At 64.1% G+C, this 18,509-nt stretch carries 20 protein-coding genes; 4 read left to right on the top strand and 16 right to left on the bottom strand.

Features of this window, described 5'->3' with window-relative positions; all coding sequences use genetic code 11:
- Positions 1-105: 105 nt before the first annotated feature.
- Positions 106-1,296: a Gfo/Idh/MocA family protein gene (locus AC1D1L_RS23785; RefSeq protein WP_477343871.1), complete on the top strand. Its 1,191-nt coding sequence runs from the start codon at positions 106-108 to the stop codon at positions 1,294-1,296.
- Between the two features lie 214 nt (positions 1,297-1,510).
- A complete protein-coding gene (locus tag AC1D1L_RS23780; protein WP_477343904.1) occupies positions 1,511-2,362 on the top strand; it encodes a sugar phosphate isomerase/epimerase family protein in 852 nt (283 codons plus the stop codon).
- Between the two features lie 156 nt (positions 2,363-2,518).
- Here the strand turns inward: AC1D1L_RS23780 and phnE (AC1D1L_RS23775) are convergent, their stop codons facing one another.
- The 10 genes from phnE (AC1D1L_RS23775) to AC1D1L_RS23730 all read right to left on the bottom strand — a co-directional run bounded on the left by phnE (AC1D1L_RS23775) (position 2,519) and on the right by AC1D1L_RS23730 (position 11,338).
- The gene (phnE, locus tag AC1D1L_RS23775) at positions 2,519-3,883 is read right to left on the bottom strand and encodes a phosphonate ABC transporter, permease protein PhnE (protein ID WP_477343870.1); all 1,365 of its coding nucleotides are present in this window, start codon (positions 3,881-3,883) and stop codon (positions 2,519-2,521) included.
- A gap of 2 nt (positions 3,884-3,885) precedes the next feature.
- Entirely contained in the window at positions 3,886-4,845 is a 960-nt protein-coding gene (phnE, locus tag AC1D1L_RS23770) for a phosphonate ABC transporter, permease protein PhnE (RefSeq protein ID WP_477343869.1), read from the bottom strand.
- Between the two features lie 55 nt (positions 4,846-4,900).
- Positions 4,901-5,809, bottom strand: a complete 909-nt coding sequence (phnD, locus tag AC1D1L_RS23765; protein ID WP_477343868.1) for a phosphonate ABC transporter substrate-binding protein — start codon at positions 5,807-5,809, stop codon at positions 4,901-4,903.
- 87 nt (positions 5,810-5,896) lie between these two features.
- Positions 5,897-6,745 carry a phosphonate ABC transporter ATP-binding protein gene (gene phnC / locus AC1D1L_RS23760; RefSeq protein WP_436261435.1) on the bottom strand — a complete coding sequence of 283 codons (849 nt, stop codon included), beginning with the start codon at positions 6,743-6,745 and terminating at the stop codon, positions 5,897-5,899.
- Between the two features lie 135 nt (positions 6,746-6,880).
- A complete protein-coding gene (locus AC1D1L_RS23755) occupies positions 6,881-7,591 on the bottom strand; it encodes a DUF1868 domain-containing protein (RefSeq protein ID WP_477343867.1) in 711 nt (236 codons plus the stop codon).
- Positions 7,592-7,658: 67 nt separating this feature from the next.
- Positions 7,659-8,150: an N-acetyltransferase family protein gene (locus AC1D1L_RS23750; protein ID WP_477343903.1), complete on the bottom strand. Its 492-nt coding sequence runs from the start codon at positions 8,148-8,150 to the stop codon at positions 7,659-7,661.
- Between the two features lie 209 nt (positions 8,151-8,359).
- Positions 8,360-8,977, bottom strand: a complete 618-nt coding sequence (locus tag AC1D1L_RS23745; RefSeq protein WP_477343866.1) for a DapH/DapD/GlmU-related protein — start codon at positions 8,975-8,977, stop codon at positions 8,360-8,362.
- On the bottom strand, positions 8,974-9,681 hold the full coding sequence (gene phnL, locus AC1D1L_RS23740) for a phosphonate C-P lyase system protein PhnL (protein WP_477343865.1): 708 nt from the start codon (positions 9,679-9,681) through the stop codon (positions 8,974-8,976). Before phnL ends, AC1D1L_RS23745 begins: the two co-directional genes overlap by 4 nt.
- 2 nt (positions 9,682-9,683) lie before the next feature.
- The gene (gene phnK, locus AC1D1L_RS23735; protein ID WP_477287560.1) at positions 9,684-10,460 is read right to left on the bottom strand and encodes a phosphonate C-P lyase system protein PhnK; all 777 of its coding nucleotides are present in this window, start codon (positions 10,458-10,460) and stop codon (positions 9,684-9,686) included.
- A complete protein-coding gene (locus AC1D1L_RS23730; RefSeq protein WP_477343864.1) occupies positions 10,457-11,338 on the bottom strand; it encodes an alpha-D-ribose 1-methylphosphonate 5-phosphate C-P-lyase PhnJ in 882 nt (293 codons plus the stop codon). Before AC1D1L_RS23730 ends, phnK begins: the two co-directional genes overlap by 4 nt.
- A gap of 65 nt (positions 11,339-11,403) precedes the next feature.
- On the opposite strand from AC1D1L_RS23730, the gene AC1D1L_RS23725 reads away from it, so the two are divergent.
- Positions 11,404-11,622, top strand: coding sequence for a hypothetical protein (locus tag AC1D1L_RS23725; RefSeq protein WP_477343863.1), 219 nt, complete (start codon positions 11,404-11,406; stop codon positions 11,620-11,622).
- A 2-nt stretch (positions 11,623-11,624) separates the two neighbouring features.
- Here the strand turns inward: AC1D1L_RS23725 and AC1D1L_RS23720 are convergent, their stop codons facing one another.
- The 3 genes from AC1D1L_RS23720 to phnG are packed head-to-tail and all read right to left on the bottom strand — an operon-like array spanning position 11,625 to position 13,812.
- On the bottom strand, positions 11,625-12,737 hold the full coding sequence (locus AC1D1L_RS23720; protein ID WP_477343862.1) for a carbon-phosphorus lyase complex subunit: 1,113 nt from the start codon (positions 12,735-12,737) through the stop codon (positions 11,625-11,627).
- Between the two features lie 2 nt (positions 12,738-12,739).
- On the bottom strand, positions 12,740-13,351 hold the full coding sequence (gene phnH, locus AC1D1L_RS23715) for a phosphonate C-P lyase system protein PhnH (protein WP_477343861.1): 612 nt from the start codon (positions 13,349-13,351) through the stop codon (positions 12,740-12,742).
- Positions 13,351-13,812, bottom strand: coding sequence for a phosphonate C-P lyase system protein PhnG (phnG, locus tag AC1D1L_RS23710; RefSeq protein ID WP_477343860.1), 462 nt, complete (start codon positions 13,810-13,812; stop codon positions 13,351-13,353). The genes phnH and phnG overlap by 1 nt, the downstream gene beginning before the upstream one ends.
- Positions 13,813-13,930: 118 nt before the next feature.
- On the opposite strand from phnG, the gene phnF reads away from it, so the two are divergent.
- Positions 13,931-14,680: a phosphonate metabolism transcriptional regulator PhnF gene (phnF, locus tag AC1D1L_RS23705; RefSeq protein ID WP_477343902.1), complete on the top strand. Its 750-nt coding sequence runs from the start codon at positions 13,931-13,933 to the stop codon at positions 14,678-14,680.
- A gap of 150 nt (positions 14,681-14,830) precedes the next feature.
- Here the strand turns inward: phnF and AC1D1L_RS23700 are convergent, their stop codons facing one another.
- From AC1D1L_RS23700 to AC1D1L_RS23690, 3 genes are all read right to left on the bottom strand, one after another.
- Positions 14,831-15,847, bottom strand: coding sequence for a zinc-binding alcohol dehydrogenase family protein (locus AC1D1L_RS23700; RefSeq protein ID WP_477343859.1), 1,017 nt, complete (start codon positions 15,845-15,847; stop codon positions 14,831-14,833).
- A 67-nt stretch (positions 15,848-15,914) separates the two neighbouring features.
- A complete protein-coding gene (locus AC1D1L_RS23695; RefSeq protein WP_477343858.1) occupies positions 15,915-16,880 on the bottom strand; it encodes an ABC transporter permease in 966 nt (321 codons plus the stop codon).
- Positions 16,877-18,430 (bottom strand): sugar ABC transporter ATP-binding protein, encoded by a 1,554-nt coding sequence (locus AC1D1L_RS23690; RefSeq protein WP_477343857.1) that lies wholly within the window; start codon positions 18,428-18,430, stop codon positions 16,877-16,879. Before AC1D1L_RS23690 ends, AC1D1L_RS23695 begins: the two co-directional genes overlap by 4 nt.
- Positions 18,431-18,509 lie beyond the last annotated feature (79 nt).

Genomic DNA, 18,509 nt, shown 5'->3' with positions numbered 1-18,509 from the left:
CCGGGTGGGGTCGGTGCATGCCGAGCTCGACCCCGGCGACCCCACCCGATCCGCTGCGCGGATCGACCTCCCCTCAAGGGGGAGGTGAACAACAAGGAGACGAACATGGTCGGCGCATCGAAGTCGGAAACGGGAGGCGGCGGCCCGATCCGCTACGGCATGGTTGGCGGCGGGCAAGGCGCCTTCATCGGCGCTGTGCATCGGATCGCGGCGCGCATGGACAATGACTTCGTGCTGGTCGCTGGAGCGCTCTCGGCGAATGCCGAGCGCGCCAAGGCCTCGGCCGCCGAACTCGGGCTCGACCCCGCACGCAGCTATGGTTCCTACGCCGAGATGGCCAAGGCTGAGGCCAAGCGCGCCGACGGCATCGAGGCGGTGGCGATCGTCACCCCCAACAATGTGCACGTGCCGGCGGCGAAAGCTTTCCTCGAAGCCGGCATCCACGTGATCTGCGACAAGCCGTTGGCGACGACTTTGGCTGAGGCCAAGAAGCTTGCGGCGATAGTCGAAAAGACCGGCAAGGTGTTCGTGCTGACGCACAATTACACCGCCTATCCGATGATCCGGCAGGCGCGCGAGATGGTGGCCAAAGGCCAGCTTGGCGATATCCGCATTGTGCAATCCGAATACCCACAGGATTGGCTGACCGAAGACCTTGCCGCCACCGGCCAGAAGCAGGCGGCGTGGCGCTCCGATCCCAAGCAGGCAGGGGCGGGCGGCGCGCTCGGCGACATCGGCACCCATGCCTACAATCTCGCGCGCTTCGTCTCCGGGCTGGAACTCGATTCACTGTCGGCCGATCTCGACGCTTTCGTGCCGGGGCGGCAACTCGACGACAACGTCAACGTCATGCTGCGCTTCAAACCGGTCGGCAAGACGCATCCGGCCAAAGGCATGATCTGGGCGAGCCAGGTGGCGCCCGGCCACGAGAACGGGCTGAAGCTGCGCATCTACGGCTCGAAGGGCGGGCTGGAATGGGTACAAGCCGACCCGAACTATCTCTGGTACACGCCGTTCGGCCAGCCCAAGCAGTTGCTGACCCGCAATGGCGCCGGCGCGCTGCCGGTCGCCGGCCGCGTCAGCCGCGTGCCGTCGGGCCATCCCGAGGGCTATCTCGAAGGCTTCGCCAACATCTACCAGGAAGCCGCGCGGGCGATCCGGGCTGCACGCAAGAAGGGCGGCAAGCCGGGCAAGGACGTGGTATTCCCGACCATCGAGGATGGCGTCGAAGGCATGGCCTTCATCGAAGCCTGCGTGAAGTCGTCGAAGAAGAATGGGGCGTGGACGAAGCTTTAGGCGGCGCCTCCCCCTCACCCGGATTGCCAGCCGAATTGCGAAGGGCAATTCGGGGCAATCCGACCTCTCCCCGAGGGGAGAGGAAGAGGTGGCGCTGACGTCTAGCTCTTCTCCCCAACGGGGAGAAGGTGGCCGCGAAGCGGCCGGATGAGGGGGCATGGCGCGAAGCTGGCGAAGAGCGAACAGCGCGCCGTCAAAAGGGGAGGGAATGTCGATGAAAATCGGCATGTGCATGTTCTTGTGGACGACCAGCGTCTCGAAGAAGCATGAGGCGCTGCTCAGGGACATCAAGGCGACGGGCTTCGACGGCGTCGAGATCCCGGTCTTTGCTGGCACGCCTGACGACTACAGAAAACTCGGCGAAATGCTCGACCGCATCGGGCTGGAGCGCACGGCTGTGACCGCGATGGGCGATCCGGGGATGAATCTGATCTCGCCGGATGCGGCGACCCGCAAGGCTGGCATCGACTATATGAAATGGGCCATCGACTGCAGCGTGGCACTCGGTTCCGACAAGCTGAGTGGACCGCTGCATTCGACGCTCGGCGCCTTTTCCGGCAATGGGCCGACGGCGGCCGAGAAAAAACGCTCGGTCGCCTCGCAGCGCGCCATTGGCGACCATGCCGGCGAGAGGAACGTCACCATCGGGCTGGAGGCGCTCAACCGTTTCGAGTGCTACCTGCTCAACACGATGGCCGACCTGTCCGAGCACATCGACGCCATCGACCGGCCGCACATAAAGGCGATGTACGATACCTTCCACGCCAATATTGAGGAGGCCGACCCGATCGGCGCCTATACCAAGCACCGGCGGAATGTCGTGCATATCCACATTTCGGAGAACGATCGCGGCGTACCGGGGCGCGGCAACATTCCGTGGAAAGAGACGTTCTCGGCGATCCGCAAGAGCGGCTACGACGACTGGCTGACGATCGAGGCGTTCGGACGCTCGCTGAAGGATCTGGCGGCGGCGACCAAGGTGTGGCGGGATTTTTCGGAGAGCCCGGAGGCGGTTTATCGGGAGGGGTACAGGCATATCCGGGATGGGTGGAAGAGGGCGGCGTAGGGTGTGCCGATATTCAGGTGAGGCCGGCCTGCAAATGGCGGCTTCCTGCGCTTCCGGTGCTCACGTACTTAAGTACGCTCCGCTCCGGTTCTCGGAAACCACCATTTTCGACTCGGCCTGACCTGAATCTCGACACACCCTGAGGCGTTGCACCGATCACCCCTGCTCGGCCTGGATCCGGTTGTAGTCATGGATCGTCCGGCTGAGCCTGCGGCGCAGGAAGTTCGAGATGTTGTCGAAGACGAACACGACAAGCAGCGTCAACAGCACCATGTAAAAGACGTTAGCCCAATTGGAGTTGGTGCGCATCGCTTCCCAGAGTTTCAGGCCGATGCCGCCGGCGCCGACGGCGCCGATGATGGTGGCGCCTCTTGTGTTGGATTCCCACTGGTAGAGCGTCTGGCTGATGAAGACCGGGATCACTTCCGGCATGACGCCGTAGCGCTGCACCAGCAGGCCATTGGCGCCGGTGGACTTGATGCCTTCGCGTGGCTTGTCGTCGATGTTTTCCAGGCTTTCCGAATAGGTTTTGCCGAGCGTGCCGATCTCGGTGAAGAAGATCGCGGCACTGCCAGCGAGCGGTCCGGGGCCGAAGGCGCGGGTGAAGAACAGCGCCCAGATCAGCATGTCGACCGAGCGCATGAAATCGAAGAAGCGCTTGAGTACCTGGCTAAGCAGCCCACTCGGCGTGATGTTGCGGGCGGCGAAGAAGGCCAGCGGAAAGGCGACGAAAGCGCCGAGCAAGGTGCCGAGAAACGCCATGACGATGGTCTGCAGTAGTTTCGTCCAGACGTCGCCGTGCTGCCACTGCGCATTGTTCCAGATGTTGTCGCCCGCCAGCGCGAGGTTCGAGGTGCCGGGCTTCAGTTCGGGTCCTGACCAGATCAGCGAGATCACTTCACCGGCCGATTTGCCGAAGAAGGGCGAGCGCGTGTCGAAGACGAAATTCGCCCAGCCGAGGAAGCGCTTGCGCACCTTCACGCGGTCGACGGTGACGCGCACCTCGCCGACAAAACCCATCTTGGCGACGATCTCGTCGTCATGCGCGGTGATCCAGTCGGGCACCGGTCCTGATATCACCGGCTTGCCGCTGGTCAGCGCGACCGGCACCGTATGGCCATTGGCGACAATCGTCGCGCTGGTTTTGTCGAAGGTGACGGACTTGGCCTTGCCGTCGATCAGGACGGTGAAGGTGCCGTCCGCATTCCGGACGACCCAGTCGGGATTGGGGTTGTCGCCAAGGGCGGAAAAGCGCGGGTATTTCGGCGTGATCTCGGGCTGGTCGAGGCGGAATTCCGGCTGCAGATCGTAGCTGATCCATTGCGACAGGAAGAGCGGCAGGCGCTCCCAATGCGATTCCCGCATCACTTGCGGCAAGTTGAAGAACCACAAGGCGTAAATGAAGTAAAGCACGGTGCCGACGACCAGGAACAGCGGCCAGAAGCGCTGGTGGAACGGGCGATGGAACACGTGCGGATAGCGGTCCTCGATGGCTTTGATCTCGTCGACAGTCATCGCCATAGTCAGGCCCCGCCCATCAGGAAAGCGTGCTCACCCACCAGCTTGCGGCGCAGCCAGGCGGAAAACTGGTCGATGATGAAGATCGTCGTGAACAGGAGCAGCACCAGCGCCAGCGTCTTGGCGCCGAAGCCGCGCGAGATGGAGAGCTTCAACTCTTCGCCGATGCCGCCGCCGCCGACGGCGCCGATGATGGTCGAGGCGCGTACGTTAATTTCGACGCGCAGCAGAGTGTAGGACATGAAATTGGGCAGCACCTGCGGCAGGTCAGCGAAACGCACCCGCTCGAACCAGTTGGCGCCGACCGCTTTCAGGCCTTCCTCGGCGCGCATGTCGATGTTCTCGTTGATCTCGTAGAACAGCTTGCCGAGCGCGCCGATCGAATGCAGGCCAATGGCGATGATGGCGGCGATCGGGCCGGTCGAGACGATGGCCGCGAACAGGCCGGCAATGACGATCTCCGGAAAGGCGCGTAGCAGTTCCATGAAGCGCTTGACGACGAGCCGCAGCGCCGGATGCGGCGTCAGGTTGCGCGCGGCGATGAAAGAAAACGGCACCGCGAAGATGAAGCCGATGAAGGTCGAGACCAGCGCCACGTTGACCGTGGTCAGCATCAGCTCGAAATATTCGGGGATGTAGAAGCCGCCCCAGATGTAGATGCGACCGAGCGGGAAGTTGAATTCCTGGGTGCCGGTGTCATGTGGGGAGGCAATGTCGAACAGCGCCCGCCAGACGTCGTTCCAATCCTTGGGAATCAGCCAGCTGAGGAAATCGAGGATGTGCGGCAGCCGGTCCCAGAAGTGGCCGGCGTTGGCCTCGTCGGCAAACCACATGCTGGAAAGCATCGCGGCAAGCAGCAGGCCGACGCCGAGCACGGTGTAGAGCCGACGCAGCGATGTCTGGCGCCGCCAGGCATCGGCCATCTGATGGGTGACGCCTGAGGGCGCTGTCACGGAAAGGGTCATGATCGGAGATGCAAAAAGGGCGGTGCGCTGAGCACCGCCCCTTTCGATTTCGCCGTTAGCCGCCGATGGCCGCCTTACGGGCTTCGACGATGACGTTGTAGAAGTCGGCCTTGACCGGAACGTAGCCGGTGAAATCGCCGCCTTCGACGCCTTCGAAGCAGGCCTTGTCCTTCTTCGGCAGATCGGTGAAGAACGCGGTCAGCTTGGCGGTCATGTCGTCGCCGAGCGCGGTGCGCACGACCAGCGGGCCGTTCGGGATCAGGCCCGAGCGCCAGACTTCGACGAAGTCGTTGGGGTCGACGGCGCCCTTGGCGACTTCCTTGTGGAAGGTGCCGGAGGTGTAGCCGTTCTTGAAGTCGCCGATGCCCGAGGAATCGTCGACCGCCACGTCGACCTTGCCGTCGCGGACGGCGAGGATGTTGTTCTCATGACCGCCATTGAACTGGGTCGAGGCGAAGTAGGCGTCGTTCGAGGCACCGGTGTCCTTCGGGATCTGGGTCAGCGGGATCAGGTAGCCCGAAGTCGAATCCGGATCGGCGTAGCCGAGCTTCTTGCCTTTGGCCGACTTGATGTCGGTAATACCAGAGGACTTCAGCGCCAGGCCGATCGAATAATAGCCGGTGGCGCCGTCGGTCTGCTGGGTGGTGAGGATCGGGGTGACCGCCTTCGGGTCCTTGATGTAGACGCTGGCGTAACCGGAAGCGCCGAGTTCGGCGAAGTCGAGCGTGCCGCCGAGCAGGCCCTGGATGACGCCGTCATAGTCGGCGGCCGGGAACAGCGACACTTTTTCGAAGCCGAATTCGGTCTTCAGATGGTCGGCCAGGCACTGGTAGTTGCGCAGACGGTCGGTTTCGTTCTCGCCGCCGAGGATGCCGACGCGGAATTCCTTCATGTCGGCCGCATGAGCAGTGCTGGTCGCCATGGCGAGCACCGATACGGCGCTGAAAACCATCTTCCTGAACATTTTATCTCTCCTGTAGGTTCCGGCCCCGCGCCGGCAGCGTTCTTGATTTGACAGATGCCCTTGACGCGGGCTGACGATCCCAGCCGCTCAGTATCCCGGGAATGCCGGCTCGAGCGGGCTGGCGGATGCTTCGATCTTTTGCTTGTAGGCGATGCTGGTCGAGGTGATGGCCTCGGAGATTTCAGCGCCATTGCTGTCGGCGCCGTAGACCTGGCGCACCGCTTCGCGGTTGAGCTCTTCCGGCGCGCCGTCGAAGACGACCTTGCCGGCGGCCATGCCGATGATGCGGTTGCAATAGGCCCGCGCAGTGTCCAGCGTGTGCAGGTTGGTGACGACGGTGATGCCCTCGCGCAGATTGATGTCCTGCAGCGAGTCCATCACCACCTTGGCGTTGAGCGGGTCGAGCGAGGCGATCGGCTCGTCGGCGAGCAGCACCTTGGGCTGCTGCATCATGGCGCGGGCAATGGCGACACGCTGTTGCTGGCCGCCAGACAGCGTGCCGGCGGGCTGAAGTGCGGTGCGGGCGATATCGAGGCGTTCGAGCGCGGCGACCGCCTCGGCGCATTCGGCGCGTGTAAACATGCCGAGCAGGTTGGAAACGGTCGAGCGGTGATTGAGCCGGCCGAGCAGCACATTGGTCAGGACGTCGAGGCGTGGCACAAGGTTGAACTGCTGGAAGATCATGGCGCAATCGCGTTGCCAGCGCCGCAAAGGTGAGCCGCGCAGCTGGGAAACCTCGGCGCCGTCAAAAAAAATCGACCCCTGGCTGGGGTCGATGAGACGGTTGATCATGCGAAGCAGGGTGGACTTGCCGGCGCCGGAACGACCGATGATGCCGACCATCTGGCCCTGCGGGATCGACAGGTCGATGGCGCTGACGGCGGTGTTCTTGCCAAATCGGCGGGACACGCCGCGGATTTCGAGCGTTGCTGACATGGCGTAACTTTCAGTCCGGTCGCAGTTTGAAGGTCTGTTAACCCTCGCTAGCGCAGCCGCATGAACCTGCGGTGTCGGATTGATGTCAGTTTTGTTACCGCCCACAGACCCGTGCTCCGGAGATGGTGCCTGTGGTCAGCCCAGCACCAGCAACTCCTCGAAATGCTTCATGTCCTTGAAGTTGCAGAAGGCCGGCGGCTGCAACTCGATCACCGGCGCCCTGCGGGCGAACTCGGCGAGACTGCCGTCGAAGAAGTCCTGCCAAGCGGCGGCCCTGTCATCGGCGAGGCGCTGGATCTGGTAGGCAAAGGTGATGTGGAAGGCGTAAGCGTCGTGATCGGGGTGGCGGTAGCCGAACGGCACCGACAGCGCGTCGCGCCATGCGCTCATGACGCGCCGGTCCTCCTCCGTCGCGCCGGCAACGGTGAGCCCGGTCGGCACGACTTCGATCACCTCGACCTTGAATGGGCCGCGGCCTCGGAAGCCTTTCAAGCGCTTCAGATAGAGGCTGGTCATGGCGTCGATGCTGGTGTCGAGCGGCACGTCCTGCGGCCAGCAAGGCAGGCGGCGGCGATATTCGATAATGCCCTGGAACAGCGTCATGTGCAGGCTGGAGATGGGCGTGAAGGCCAGCCGGTCGGCATCCGGCATGGCGCGCATGCGCTCGCGCACCTCGATGACCGCTGCTTCCGATGGCGAGCCCTGGACAAGGTGGCTGACCACCGTGTTGCCGGGCTCGAGGAGGAAATTGCCAGCCGCGTCGTAACGGGTGCCGAGATGGGTGGGCGGCGTCGGATTGGCGCCTTCGAAGAAGGAGGCGAGCGAGGGTCTGACTGTGGCGAGCATGGGCGATCTCCTTCGGGAGATGGCGTCCTGTCCGAGTCATGTGTCAAGGGTGTGAAACTGCACGCCTCTACAGCATGCGATGCATCACGAAAGCGTCGATATAGCCCAACCGTGGATGGTCGAATGCTTGCGGGATCGTGCCGACAATGTCGAAGCCCAGCCGAAGCCACAGCTTCACCGCGCGCTCGTTGCTGCTGATGACAAAGTTGAACTGCATGGCGCGGAAGCCGCGCTCGGCAGCGCGTTGCAAGGAATGCTCGCACATCGCAGTGGCGACGCCGCGACCGCTCGAAGCCGCCGACGTGACGTAGCCGCAATTGGCGACATGCGCGCCGCCGCCGCGTTGGTTGGCATGAAGATAATAGCAGCCAATCACATCGCCGGCTTCTTCCGCCACGAACACGTCGTGCCCATCGGAAAACCAGTAGCCCAGCGCTTGGTCGCGATTCCAGTCGCGAGGCAGCGCATAAGTTTGGCCGGCCCGCAGGACGGGTTCGAGAATGGACCAGATCGCATCTGCGTCGGCCGGTGTGGCGGGACGAATGGTCGGCACGGTCAGGAACCCGCGTGGGATGGACTAAAGCCAGATCGCGGCAAGGATGCCGAAAAAGATCAGAACGACAAAGGCTGTCACGATTCCGGGCTTCACGCCAGAGGCCGGAGGTGCGGGAATGTCCCTTCGCAAGGGCTGCATGAAACCCTCAAACATCCCGTATTTTAGCATCAACGCATTTTCCTGAACATCGGCGAAACGCGCAACGGTTGGGGCTAGCCGCCATATTTCTCCAGGAAAGCCTCGGCCGACAGCTCCCGAAAATCATCGAGCGCGGCGCGAAGCTTTGCATGGTTCCAGTCCCACCAGGCGAGCGCCTGGTAGCGCTCGGCGGTGCGGCGATCGAAGCGTTCGCGGATCGGCTTTGCCGGCACACCACCGACGATGGTGTAGGGCGCGACATCCTTCGACACCACCGCGCCGGCGCCGACCGCCGCGCCATCGCCAACGGTGACGCCAGGCAGGATGGTCGAGCCATGGCCGAGCCAGGTGTCGTGGCCGATGGCGACGCGTTTGGCACGGCGCTGGGTGAAGAATTCGGTTTCGTGCTCGGCGTCGTCCCAATAGTCGGAGGCGCGATAGGTGAAGTGGTGCAGCGTCGGCCGCCAGGTCGGGTGATTGGTGGCATTGATGCGCACGTTGGCAGCGATGTTTGAAAACTTGCCGATCGTTGTGCACCAGACGGCGCAGTCCTGCATCATGTAGGAATAGTCGCCAAGGATGCTTTCCGAAACCCGGCTGCGGTCGGCGATTTCGGTCCAGCGGCCAAGGGTCGAATTCTCGACCTGCGCCGTCTCGTGGACCAGCGGCGCTTCCGACAATTTCCTAGTCATGCAGCGATTTTTCCGGCAGCGAAATTGGTCACGTCGATGATGCGGTCGGCCACCGCTTCGCGCACGTCATGGTCGTGGAAAATGCCGAGCAGAGCGACGCCCGCCGCCTTCTTGGCGGCGATGAGTTCGATCACGACGTCGCGGTTCCTGGCGTCGAGCGAGGCGGTCGGCTCGTCGAGCAGCAGGATCGGGTGTTCGGTGATGAAGCCACGAGCGATGTTGACGCGCTGCTGCTCGCCGCCGGAAAACGTCGCCGGCGGCAGCGCCCACAGTTTTTCCGGCAGATTAAGCTGCGCCAGCAAGGCGCGTGCTTTTTCGCGCGCTGTCTCGCGCTCCTCGCCGCGCTCGACCAGCGGTTCGGCGACGACATCGAGGGCGGAGACGCGCGGCACGGTGCGCAGGAACTGGCTGACATAGCCGATCGTTTGCCGGCGCACGGCAAGCACGGTGCGCGGGCTGGCGGCGGCGAGATCGATGAGGCCGGCATCGTGCTGGACGATGATCTGGCCCTCGTCGACGGCATAGTTGCCGTAGAGCATTTTCAGGATCGAGCTCTTGCCGGCGCCGGAGGGGCCGCCGAGCACGGCGCATTCGCCGACCCGGATCGAAAATGAGACGCCGGCGACGACAGGCAGTTTGATGCCGTCGCGCAGATGCATGGTGAAGCTTTTTGCGACATCGGAGACAACCAGGGGGGTCGGCATCGTCACACCTGCAAGATCGAGGAAACGAGCAACTGGGTATAGGGCGCGCGCGGATCGTCGAGCACGCGGTCGGTGAGGCCGCTTTCGACGACGCGCCCGTCCTTCATCACCATCATGCGCTGCGACAAAAGCCGCGCCACGGCGAGGTCGTGGGTGACGACGATGGCGGCGAGACCGAGATCGGTGACGAGGCCGCGCAACAGATCGAGCAGGCGCGCCTGCACCGAAACGTCGAGGCCGCCGGTCGGCTCGTCCATGAACACCAGCCGTGGGCCGGTGACGAGGTTGCGGGCGATCTGCAGGCGCTGGCGCATGCCGCCGGAAAAGGCGCGCGGTTCGTCGTCGATGCGGTCCTCGTCGATCTCGACGCGCGACAGCCAGTCGACGGCAGTGGCGCGGATCTTGCCGTAGTGACGGTCGCCGACCGCCATCAGCCGTTCGCCGACATTGGCGCCGGCCGATACCGTCATGCGCAGGCCATCAGCCGGGTTCTGGTGGACGAATCCCCAGTCGGTGCGCATCAGGAAGCGGCGCTCGGCTTCGCTCATACGGTAGAGCTCGCGGAACTGGCCGTCGCGCATGCGGTAGCTGGCGGTGCCGGAAGAGGGCAGCAGCCGCGTCGACAGGCAGTTGAGCAGCGTCGTCTTGCCGGAGCCGGATTCGCCGACGACGGCCAGGACTTCCCCCGGCCACAGGTCGAAGGTGACGTTCTCGCAGCCGACGCGCGAGCCGTAGAATTTGGACAGTTCCGATACGCGCAGCAGCGGTTCGTCGGTCATTCTGCGGGCTCCATGACTTCTGGGGCAAGGTGGCCGCGATGGCCGTCGGCGCGCCGCTTCTCGCAATGGTCGGTGTCGGAGCAGACGAACATGTGGCCGCCATGGTCGTCGAGGATGACCTCGTCGAGATAGACATTCTCGGCGGCGCACAGCGCGCAAGGCTGGTCGAAGGTCTGCACTTCGAAGGGATGATCCTCGAAGTCGAGGCTGACGACATCGGTGAAGGGCGGCACGGCGTAGATGCGCTTTTCGCGGCCGGCGCCGAACAATTGCAGGGCCGGCGAGCGGTGCATTTTCGGATTGTCGAATTTCGGCGTCGGCGACGGGTCCATGACATAGCGGCCCTCGACCTTGACCGGATAGGCATAGGTGGTGGCGATGCGGCCGTGTTTTGCGATGTCCTCGTAGAGCTTCACATGCATAAGGCCGTATTCCTCCAGCGCATGCATCTTGCGCGTTTCGGTCTCGCGCGGTTCGAGGAAGCGCAGCGGCTCGGGGATCGGCACCTGATAGACCAGAATTTGGCTGGCGCTGAGCGGATGTTCGGGGATGCGGTGGCGGGTCTGGATGATGGTGGCGGTTGCTGTGTCGGTGGTCACGGCGACATTGGCGACCTTCTTGAAGAAGGCGCGGATCGAGACCGCATTGGTGGTGTCGTCGGCGCCCTGGTCGATGACCTTCAGCACGTCATTCGGGCCGATGATCGAGGCGGTGACCTGGACGCCGCCAGTGCCCCAGCCATAGGGCATCGGCATTTCGCGCGAGGCGAACGGCACCTGATAGCCGGGGATGGCGATGCCCTTGAGGATCGCCCGGCGGATCATCCTTTTGGTCTGCTCGTCGAGATAGGCGAAGTTGTAGGTGGCGATGTTGGTCATGGCGATCACATCCACTCCCTGCTATTGAATTGACGCCCAGAAAACGGAAATAAAGGCGAAGTCGTATGGCCCAGACCGGTTGGATACAGATTGCAATTCTGCTTCTGGTGTTCGTCTGCGTGGTCGGTTTTGTTCTTCGGCGCTTGTTTCTGCCTGCTTCCAGAGATGGCGCGCATGTCACAGGCGGAAACGGCAGCTACGTCGGCGGGCATAACAGCCATTCCCATGACGGCGGCAACGGGGATGGCGGCAACGGGGGTGGCGGCAATGGCGGGGGCGACTAGGCTCATTCGGCCGCCTCCCGCTTCTCTTCCACCTTTGCAGGATTCTCACGCGCTTCGTACGCGGCGCGCATGCGGCGTACGAGATCGAGTTCGGCCTGAAAGTCGACATAATGCGGCAGCTTCAGATGCTCGACGAAACCGGTCGCCTGGACATTGTCGGAGTGTGAAATGACGAACTCCTCATCCTGCGCGGCGGCGACAACATCCTCACCGAGTTCGGTGGCACGCAGCGCGCGGTCGCAGAGCGCCATGGCCATCGACTTGCGCTCGCTCTGGCCGAAGACCAGACCATAGCCACGCGTAAATTGCGGCGGTGCCTTGGCCGAGCCCTTGAACTGGTTGACCATCTGACATTCGGTGACGCGGACCGAGCCGAGCGGCACGGCAAAGGGCAGTTCCGGCACGTCGAGCTCCAGCTCGACCTCGCCGATACGGACCTCGCCGACGAACGGGTGGTTGCGGGCATAGCCGCGCTGGGTGGAATAGCCGAGCGCCAGCAGGAAACCCTCATCGCCGCGCGACAGCGCCTGCAGGCGGATGTCGCGCGCCATCGGGAATTCCAGCGGCTCGCGTGTGATGTCGCCGGGGACATGATCCTGCGGCATCTCGCCGTCCGGCTCGATCAGGCCTTCGCGGGCAAGGATCGCCGAGACGCGCGGCATTGCCTCCGCTTCACCAACGCGCTGCAACGGCTCGGCGACATCGGCGCCGGCGGCAAGCTCGGGGTCGAGCAGCCGGTGGGTGTAGTCGAAGGTCGGCCCAAGCAACTGGCCGCCGGGCAAATCCTTGTAGGTCGCCGACACGCGCCGCTCGACCAGCATGGCGCCGGTGTCGATAGGATTGCTGTAGCCGAAGCGCGGCAGCGTCGTGCGATAGGCGCGCACCAGGAAGATCGCCTCGATCATGTCGCCGCGCGCTTGGACGATGGCGAGCGCGGCCAGCTCACGATCGTAAAGCGAGCCTTCGCTCATCACCCGGTCGACGCCGAGCGCCAGCTGCTCGACGATCTGGTCGAGGCGCAGTGCCGGCACCGAACGGTCGCCGCGCCGGCGGTCGGCGAGCAGGCTGTGGGCATTGGCAATTGCGGCTTCACCGCCTTTTACCGCGACATACATTTTTACGCCTCCATCGTCTTGATGCGTGTCGTGCGCGGCAGGCAGGCGACGCCGTCAGGCGCCGCCAGGATGATGTCGACGCCGCGCGGAAAGCGGCTGATGTTCTGCTTCCACTGTTCGACGAAGTGCCGCGGCATCTGCGCCGGCGCGATGGTCGCGGTGGTTTCGATGCCGGGACCTTTGAGCAGCAGCGGCGCGCCAGAGACGAGATTGCCGACCTGCAGGATCAGCGTCGTCGAGCGATCGGGGTAGTCCTGCGTGCCTTGCGAAAAACCGTCGAGCGCCGCCATCTCCGCCGGGTTGGCGATCAAGGCGAAATGCGCATCGGCCGGCGTGTTGGCAAGCGGGGCGCCGGCGTGGAAACCGAGCCAAGCTTTTACCGCGACCGAAGCCTGCAGAGCTGGGTCGAGCCAGAGCGGCGTATCGTGGTCGCAGAGCGCCAGCGCGATGGCGCCGGCGGTGACCGACAGCGGCGCCGGCGGGCGGGCGAAGACCGGCAGAGGCTGCACGCTGCCAGGCCGTGCCATGGCGTCCATGACGGCGCGGAAGACGGTCTGGGCGTTGAACACCGGGTCGGCGAAACCGCCGTCGATTGCTTGTGTTGCGATGTCCATCAGTCTTCTCCGCGCACCATGGTGAAGAAATCCACTTTCGTTGCCGCCGTCTCGGCGCGGCGCTTTTCTCGCGCTTCGCCTTGGGCGGCCCGCAACGGCGCCACCAGCGCTGTCTCGACCGTCTGGCGCTGGGCTGGGTCCTGCCAGAGCGCGTCGGCGATCGCCGCCAGCTTCGCCTTCTTCCGGTCGCGACCGAGCATGTAGCTGTGGCCGACCTGCCCGGTCGGCAGCCGCACGGTGGCGCGGGTGACCGAGGCTTCACCGACATTGAAGGGCGCGCCGCCGCCGCCGATCCGGCCGCGTACGGTGACCAGGCCGGTTTCCGGCCCGCGCAAAAGCTCGGCTTCCGAGGTCAGACCGGCCTCGTCCCAGAGCCGGGCTATATCGTCGCCGCTCGCCTGCGCCAGCGTCGCCATGAGGGCTTTGCGCTCGGCCTGGTCGCGGGCTTCCTGTCCTCGCATGCAGCAACTCCCTGAATGTGTAAAATTTGTCTAGTGATATAGACAACTATACAAATTATACCTATTATCTAACCCGTGTCCATGACGGGTGGATGACATGGGCGTGATCGGGGCAAAAATGGCCGGGCAACAGATGGCGAGAAGCATTGAACGGCGCAGCGGCGTCTCATTGTGGCGGCAGATCGCCGACCAGATCCTGCACTCGATCGCCGCCGGCGATTTTGCCGAGAATGCCGCGCTGCCGCCAGAGGTGGCGCTGGCCGAACGCTACGGCGTCAACCGCCACACGGTGCGCAGCGCCATATCGGCGCTGGTTCAGGAAGGCGTGCTGCGGGCCGAGCAGGGGCGCGGCACCTTCGTATTGTCGCGCAAGCGGCTGTCCTATCCGATCGGTGCCCGCACGCGGTTTTCGACGGGTCTGCAAGGACAGACTTCGGAACGGCACATCGTGTTGCTCACATCAGCGGTCGAACCGGCCAGCCAGCGCGTCGCCGACGGGCTTGGGCTTGTGAGGGGCACTGAGGTGATCCGGCTGGAGACGCGCGGCGAAGCAGACGGCCGGCCGGTGTCGCGCGCTGCCAGCTGGTACGAGGCCAAGCGTTTCGCAGGCATCGATGCCGTGATGGCGGAGACCGGTTCGATCACCGCCTCGCTCCGGCGTTTCGGCGTGGATGATTATCTCAGGCAATCGACGGTGCTGTCGGCACGCCATGCCGATGCCGCCGACCTTGCCGACCTCAACCTGCAGCCGGGGGCCATCGTGCTGGTCGCCGTCGCCGTCAACGTCACGACGGATGGCCGACCGGTCCAGTTCTCCGAAACGCGGTTTCCGGCGGAGCGGGTAGAGCTGAAGCTGTCGGCGCTGTAGGGTGTGCTGATATTCAGGTGAGGCCAGCCTGCAAATGGCGGATACCTGCGCTTCCGGTGCTCACGTACTTCAAGTACGCTCCGCTCCGGTTCTCGGTATCCACCATTTTCGGCACGGCCTGACCTGAATCTCAACACACCCTGTGGCGGCTCATCCGATCTCGATCACAGCTTTGATCAGCCCGGATTTCTCATGCGCCCAGCGGGCGAGATCGTGCGGCGTATCGGCCAGCGTCGTGCGATGGGTGACGAGTTTCGCCAGCGGCACGGCGCCGTTGCGGATGGAGGCGGCGACGTGGTCGAAGTCGGCCTTGAGCGCATTGCGGCTGCCGACCAAGGTCATCTCGCGCTTGTGGAATTCGGGGTCGGAGAAGACGATGTCGTCCTTGACGACGCTGACCAGAACCAGCGTGCCGCCATGCGCGACGTGGGCGAAGGCAGATTGCACGGAGGCGGCGTTGCCGGTGGCGTCGAAAACCACGTCGAAGCCTTCGGCGCCGGTTGCATCGCGCACCAGTTCGGCCGCCGCCTTTTGCGAGCCGTCGAGCGTGGCGAAGCCGAGTTCGCCTTTGGCAAAATCCAGCCGCTCCGTGCTCATGTCGAGCAGGCTGACATCGAGCCCGGCAATGCGGGCGAAGATCGCCGTGCCAAGCCCGATCGGCCCTGCACCGATGACCAGCGTGCGGGCGCCTGGTTCAGCGCGGGCACGGCGCACGGCATGCGCGCCGATCGCGAGAAATTCGACGGCAGCGGCATCGGCCAGCGACAGGCCGTTCGCCGGATAAAGATTCTGCGCCGGCACCAGGATCTGCTCGGCCATGGCGCCGTCGCGATGCACGCCGAGCACTTCGATCCGCACACAGCAATTCGGCTTGCCCTGCCGGCAGGCGATGCATTTGCCGCAAGCGAGGTAGGGGTTGATGATGACGGGCTCGCCGACGGCGAGTTCGACGCCTTCACCGGCCTCGACGATGGTGCCCGACACTTCGTGGCCCATGATGCGGGGGTAGGCAAGGAACGGGTGCTTGCCCTCGAAGATGTGGTAGTCGGTACCGCATATGCCGATATGGCTGACCGCGACCAGCGCCCAGCCGGCAGGTGGTGCGCCTGGTGCGGCGCGGTCTTCCAGGACAAGGTCGCCAGGCGAGCGGCAAACGACGGCTTTCATTCAGCAATTCCAGTGTTCAAAAAAGGCGCCGGTCCGTCGAGCGGGCCGGCGAAAAGGTCAGGGAGGATTATTTGCCGCGACGGCGCAGGCCGTCGAAATAGACGATGATGATGATCAGCGCGCCGGTAATGATGCGCTGCCAGAAGGCGTTGACGTTCAAGAGGTTGGCGCCGTTGTTGATGGTGGCGAGGATGAAGGCGCCAAGCAGCGGCCCGTGCACGGAGCCGACGGCGCCGAACAGCGAGGTGCCGCCGATCACCGAGGAGGCGATCGCCTGCAGTTCCCAGCCCTCGGCCTGGGTCGGGTTGCCGATACCAATGCGGGAGGCCAGCAGCACGCCGACAAAGGCGGCGCACAGGCCCGACAGCGTGTAGGCCATGTAGATCGTGCGCTGGACATTGACGCCCGACAGGCGCGAGGCCTCGGCGTTGGAGCCGACCGAGAACAGATAGCGGCCCCAGCGGCTGTGATGCAGGAAGATGTAAGCCGGAATGCCGACCAGGATCACCATCCAGAACAGATTGGGGACGCCGACGAAGGAGTTGCGCGAGAACTCCTGGAAGGCGTCGTTGTTGATCGAGATCGAGTTGCCGTTGGTCATCAACAGGCCGATGCCGCGCAGCGAGGTGAGCGTCGCCAGCGTGATGATGAAAGGCGGCAGGCCCATTTTGACGATGCCGAAGCCGTGGAACATGCCGATGGCGACGCCGACCAGAAGCGTGATCAGAATGGCGAGGATGACCGGCACGCCGGCGTTGATCAGCATGGCGGCGATGACGGTGGCGAAGCCGACCACGGCGCCGACGGATAGATCGATACCGCCGGTGATGATGACGAAGGTCTGGCCGACCGCCAGGATAGCGATCATCGAGCCCTGGCGCAGCAGGTTCGAGATGTTGTTGGCCGAGGCGAAGCTCTGCGTCGACACCGACAGGATGATCCAAAGCAGAACCAGCAGCGCCAGCAGCGTCAACCCGAACAGGGCGTTGTAGTTGCGCTTCGGCTTTTCGGCGGCAATGGCCTCGGTGCTCATGTCTGACCTCCCTTTTTTTCTTGTTTCTCGGCGAGCGCCTGAGAGAGAATTTCCTCGTGGTCGGCGCTGCGGAACCCGTGCGTGGCCACCAGCTTGCCGCGCCGGAACACATGCAGCGTGTCGGCCAGCTCATAGACTTCGGGCAGGTACGACGAGATCAGGATGATGCCGGCGCCCTTGGACAAAAGCGCGCCGAACAGGCGGTAGATCTCGGCCTTGGTGCCGACATCGACGCCGACCGTCGGCTCGTCGAAGATGAACAGCTTGGCGCCGTGCGCCAGCCATTTGCCGATGACGATCTTCTGCTGGTTGCCGCCCGACAGGCTGGAGGCGAGGGCGCCGCGTGTCGGCGTCTTGATCCGGAGATCGGCGATCTGGCGATCGGCCTCGGCCTTCTCCTTTGCGCCGGAGATCAGCATGTTCCTGGATATGCGCTTGTAGATCGGCAGATTGAGGTTGAGGCCTACGGGCAGGTTCAGGCACAGGCCCTGGTCGCGGCGGCTTTCAGGCGCCAGCGCCATGCCGAGCCTGATCGCGTCGTGCTCGGAGTTGACCTGGACTTCCTTGCCTTCCCAGAGAATCTGGCCGGCCGACTTGCGATGGCGGCCATAGAGCGTGGTGACGAACTCACTACGGCCGGCGCCGATCAGGCCGTAGAGGCCGACGATCTCGCCCGCGCGGACGGTCATCGAGACGTTTTCGAAGCCCTTGCCGGACAGGTTCCTCGCTTCGACGATCATCGCGCCGGGCGTGAAATGCTCCTTGTGGTAGACCTGCTCGATCGAGCGGTTGATCATCATCTTGACCAGCTCGGCGTCGTTGGTCTCAGCGATGTTCCTGGTGCCGACCAGCGTGCCGTCGCGCAGCACCGAGACACGGTCGGCGAGTTCGAACACCTCTTCCATGCGGTGGCTGATGTAGATGATGGTGACGCCTTCGCCCTTGAGGCGGCGGATCAGCTTGAACAGCTGGTCGGCCTCCTTGCGGGTGAGGTAGGCGGTCGGCTCGTCGAAGATCAGGAACTTGGTGCCGCGCACCGTGGCGCGGGCGGCGGCGATCAGCTGCTGCTGGCCGATGGTGAGGTCGCCGAGCACGACATGCGCCGGCAGGTCGAAACCGAGGTCGTCTATGATCTTTTGCGCATCCTTGACCATGGCGCGCTGCTGCAGGATGCCGAAACGGGACTCCTCCTCGCCGAGGAACATGTTGGCGGCGACGGTGAGGTGGCGGCAAAGCACGACTTCCTGGTGCACGGCATTGATGCCGAGCGCCATCGCCTCGTGCGGGGTGGCGAGCGCCGCCGGCTTGCCTTCCCAGATGACGTCGCCGGAGGTGCGCGGCATGACGCCGGTCAGAAGCTTGATCAGGGTGGATTTGCCGGCGCCGTTCTCGCCGACGATGGCATGGATCTCGCCGGACTTGAAGGCGAGGTTGACCGGCTTCAGGGCATGGGTGCCGGGATAGCGTTTTTCCAGGCCCTTGAGTTCGAGGATGGTCCTGCCGGGCTCCAGCGTGGGGGCCGGGTGCAGTTCCTGCGCCGTTGGCGTCATGACAATCCTCCCAGATTGGCCTTGCGATTGGCACGTGGCGTGGCATGGACACGCCTCAAAACAGCCTAGCCCAAGCGCA

This window comes from Mesorhizobium sp. P2_D6 (genome assembly GCF_056404315.1).
The sequence above is the reverse complement of the archived record's forward strand: the minus strand, read 5'-3'. Positions and strand labels throughout refer to the sequence as shown.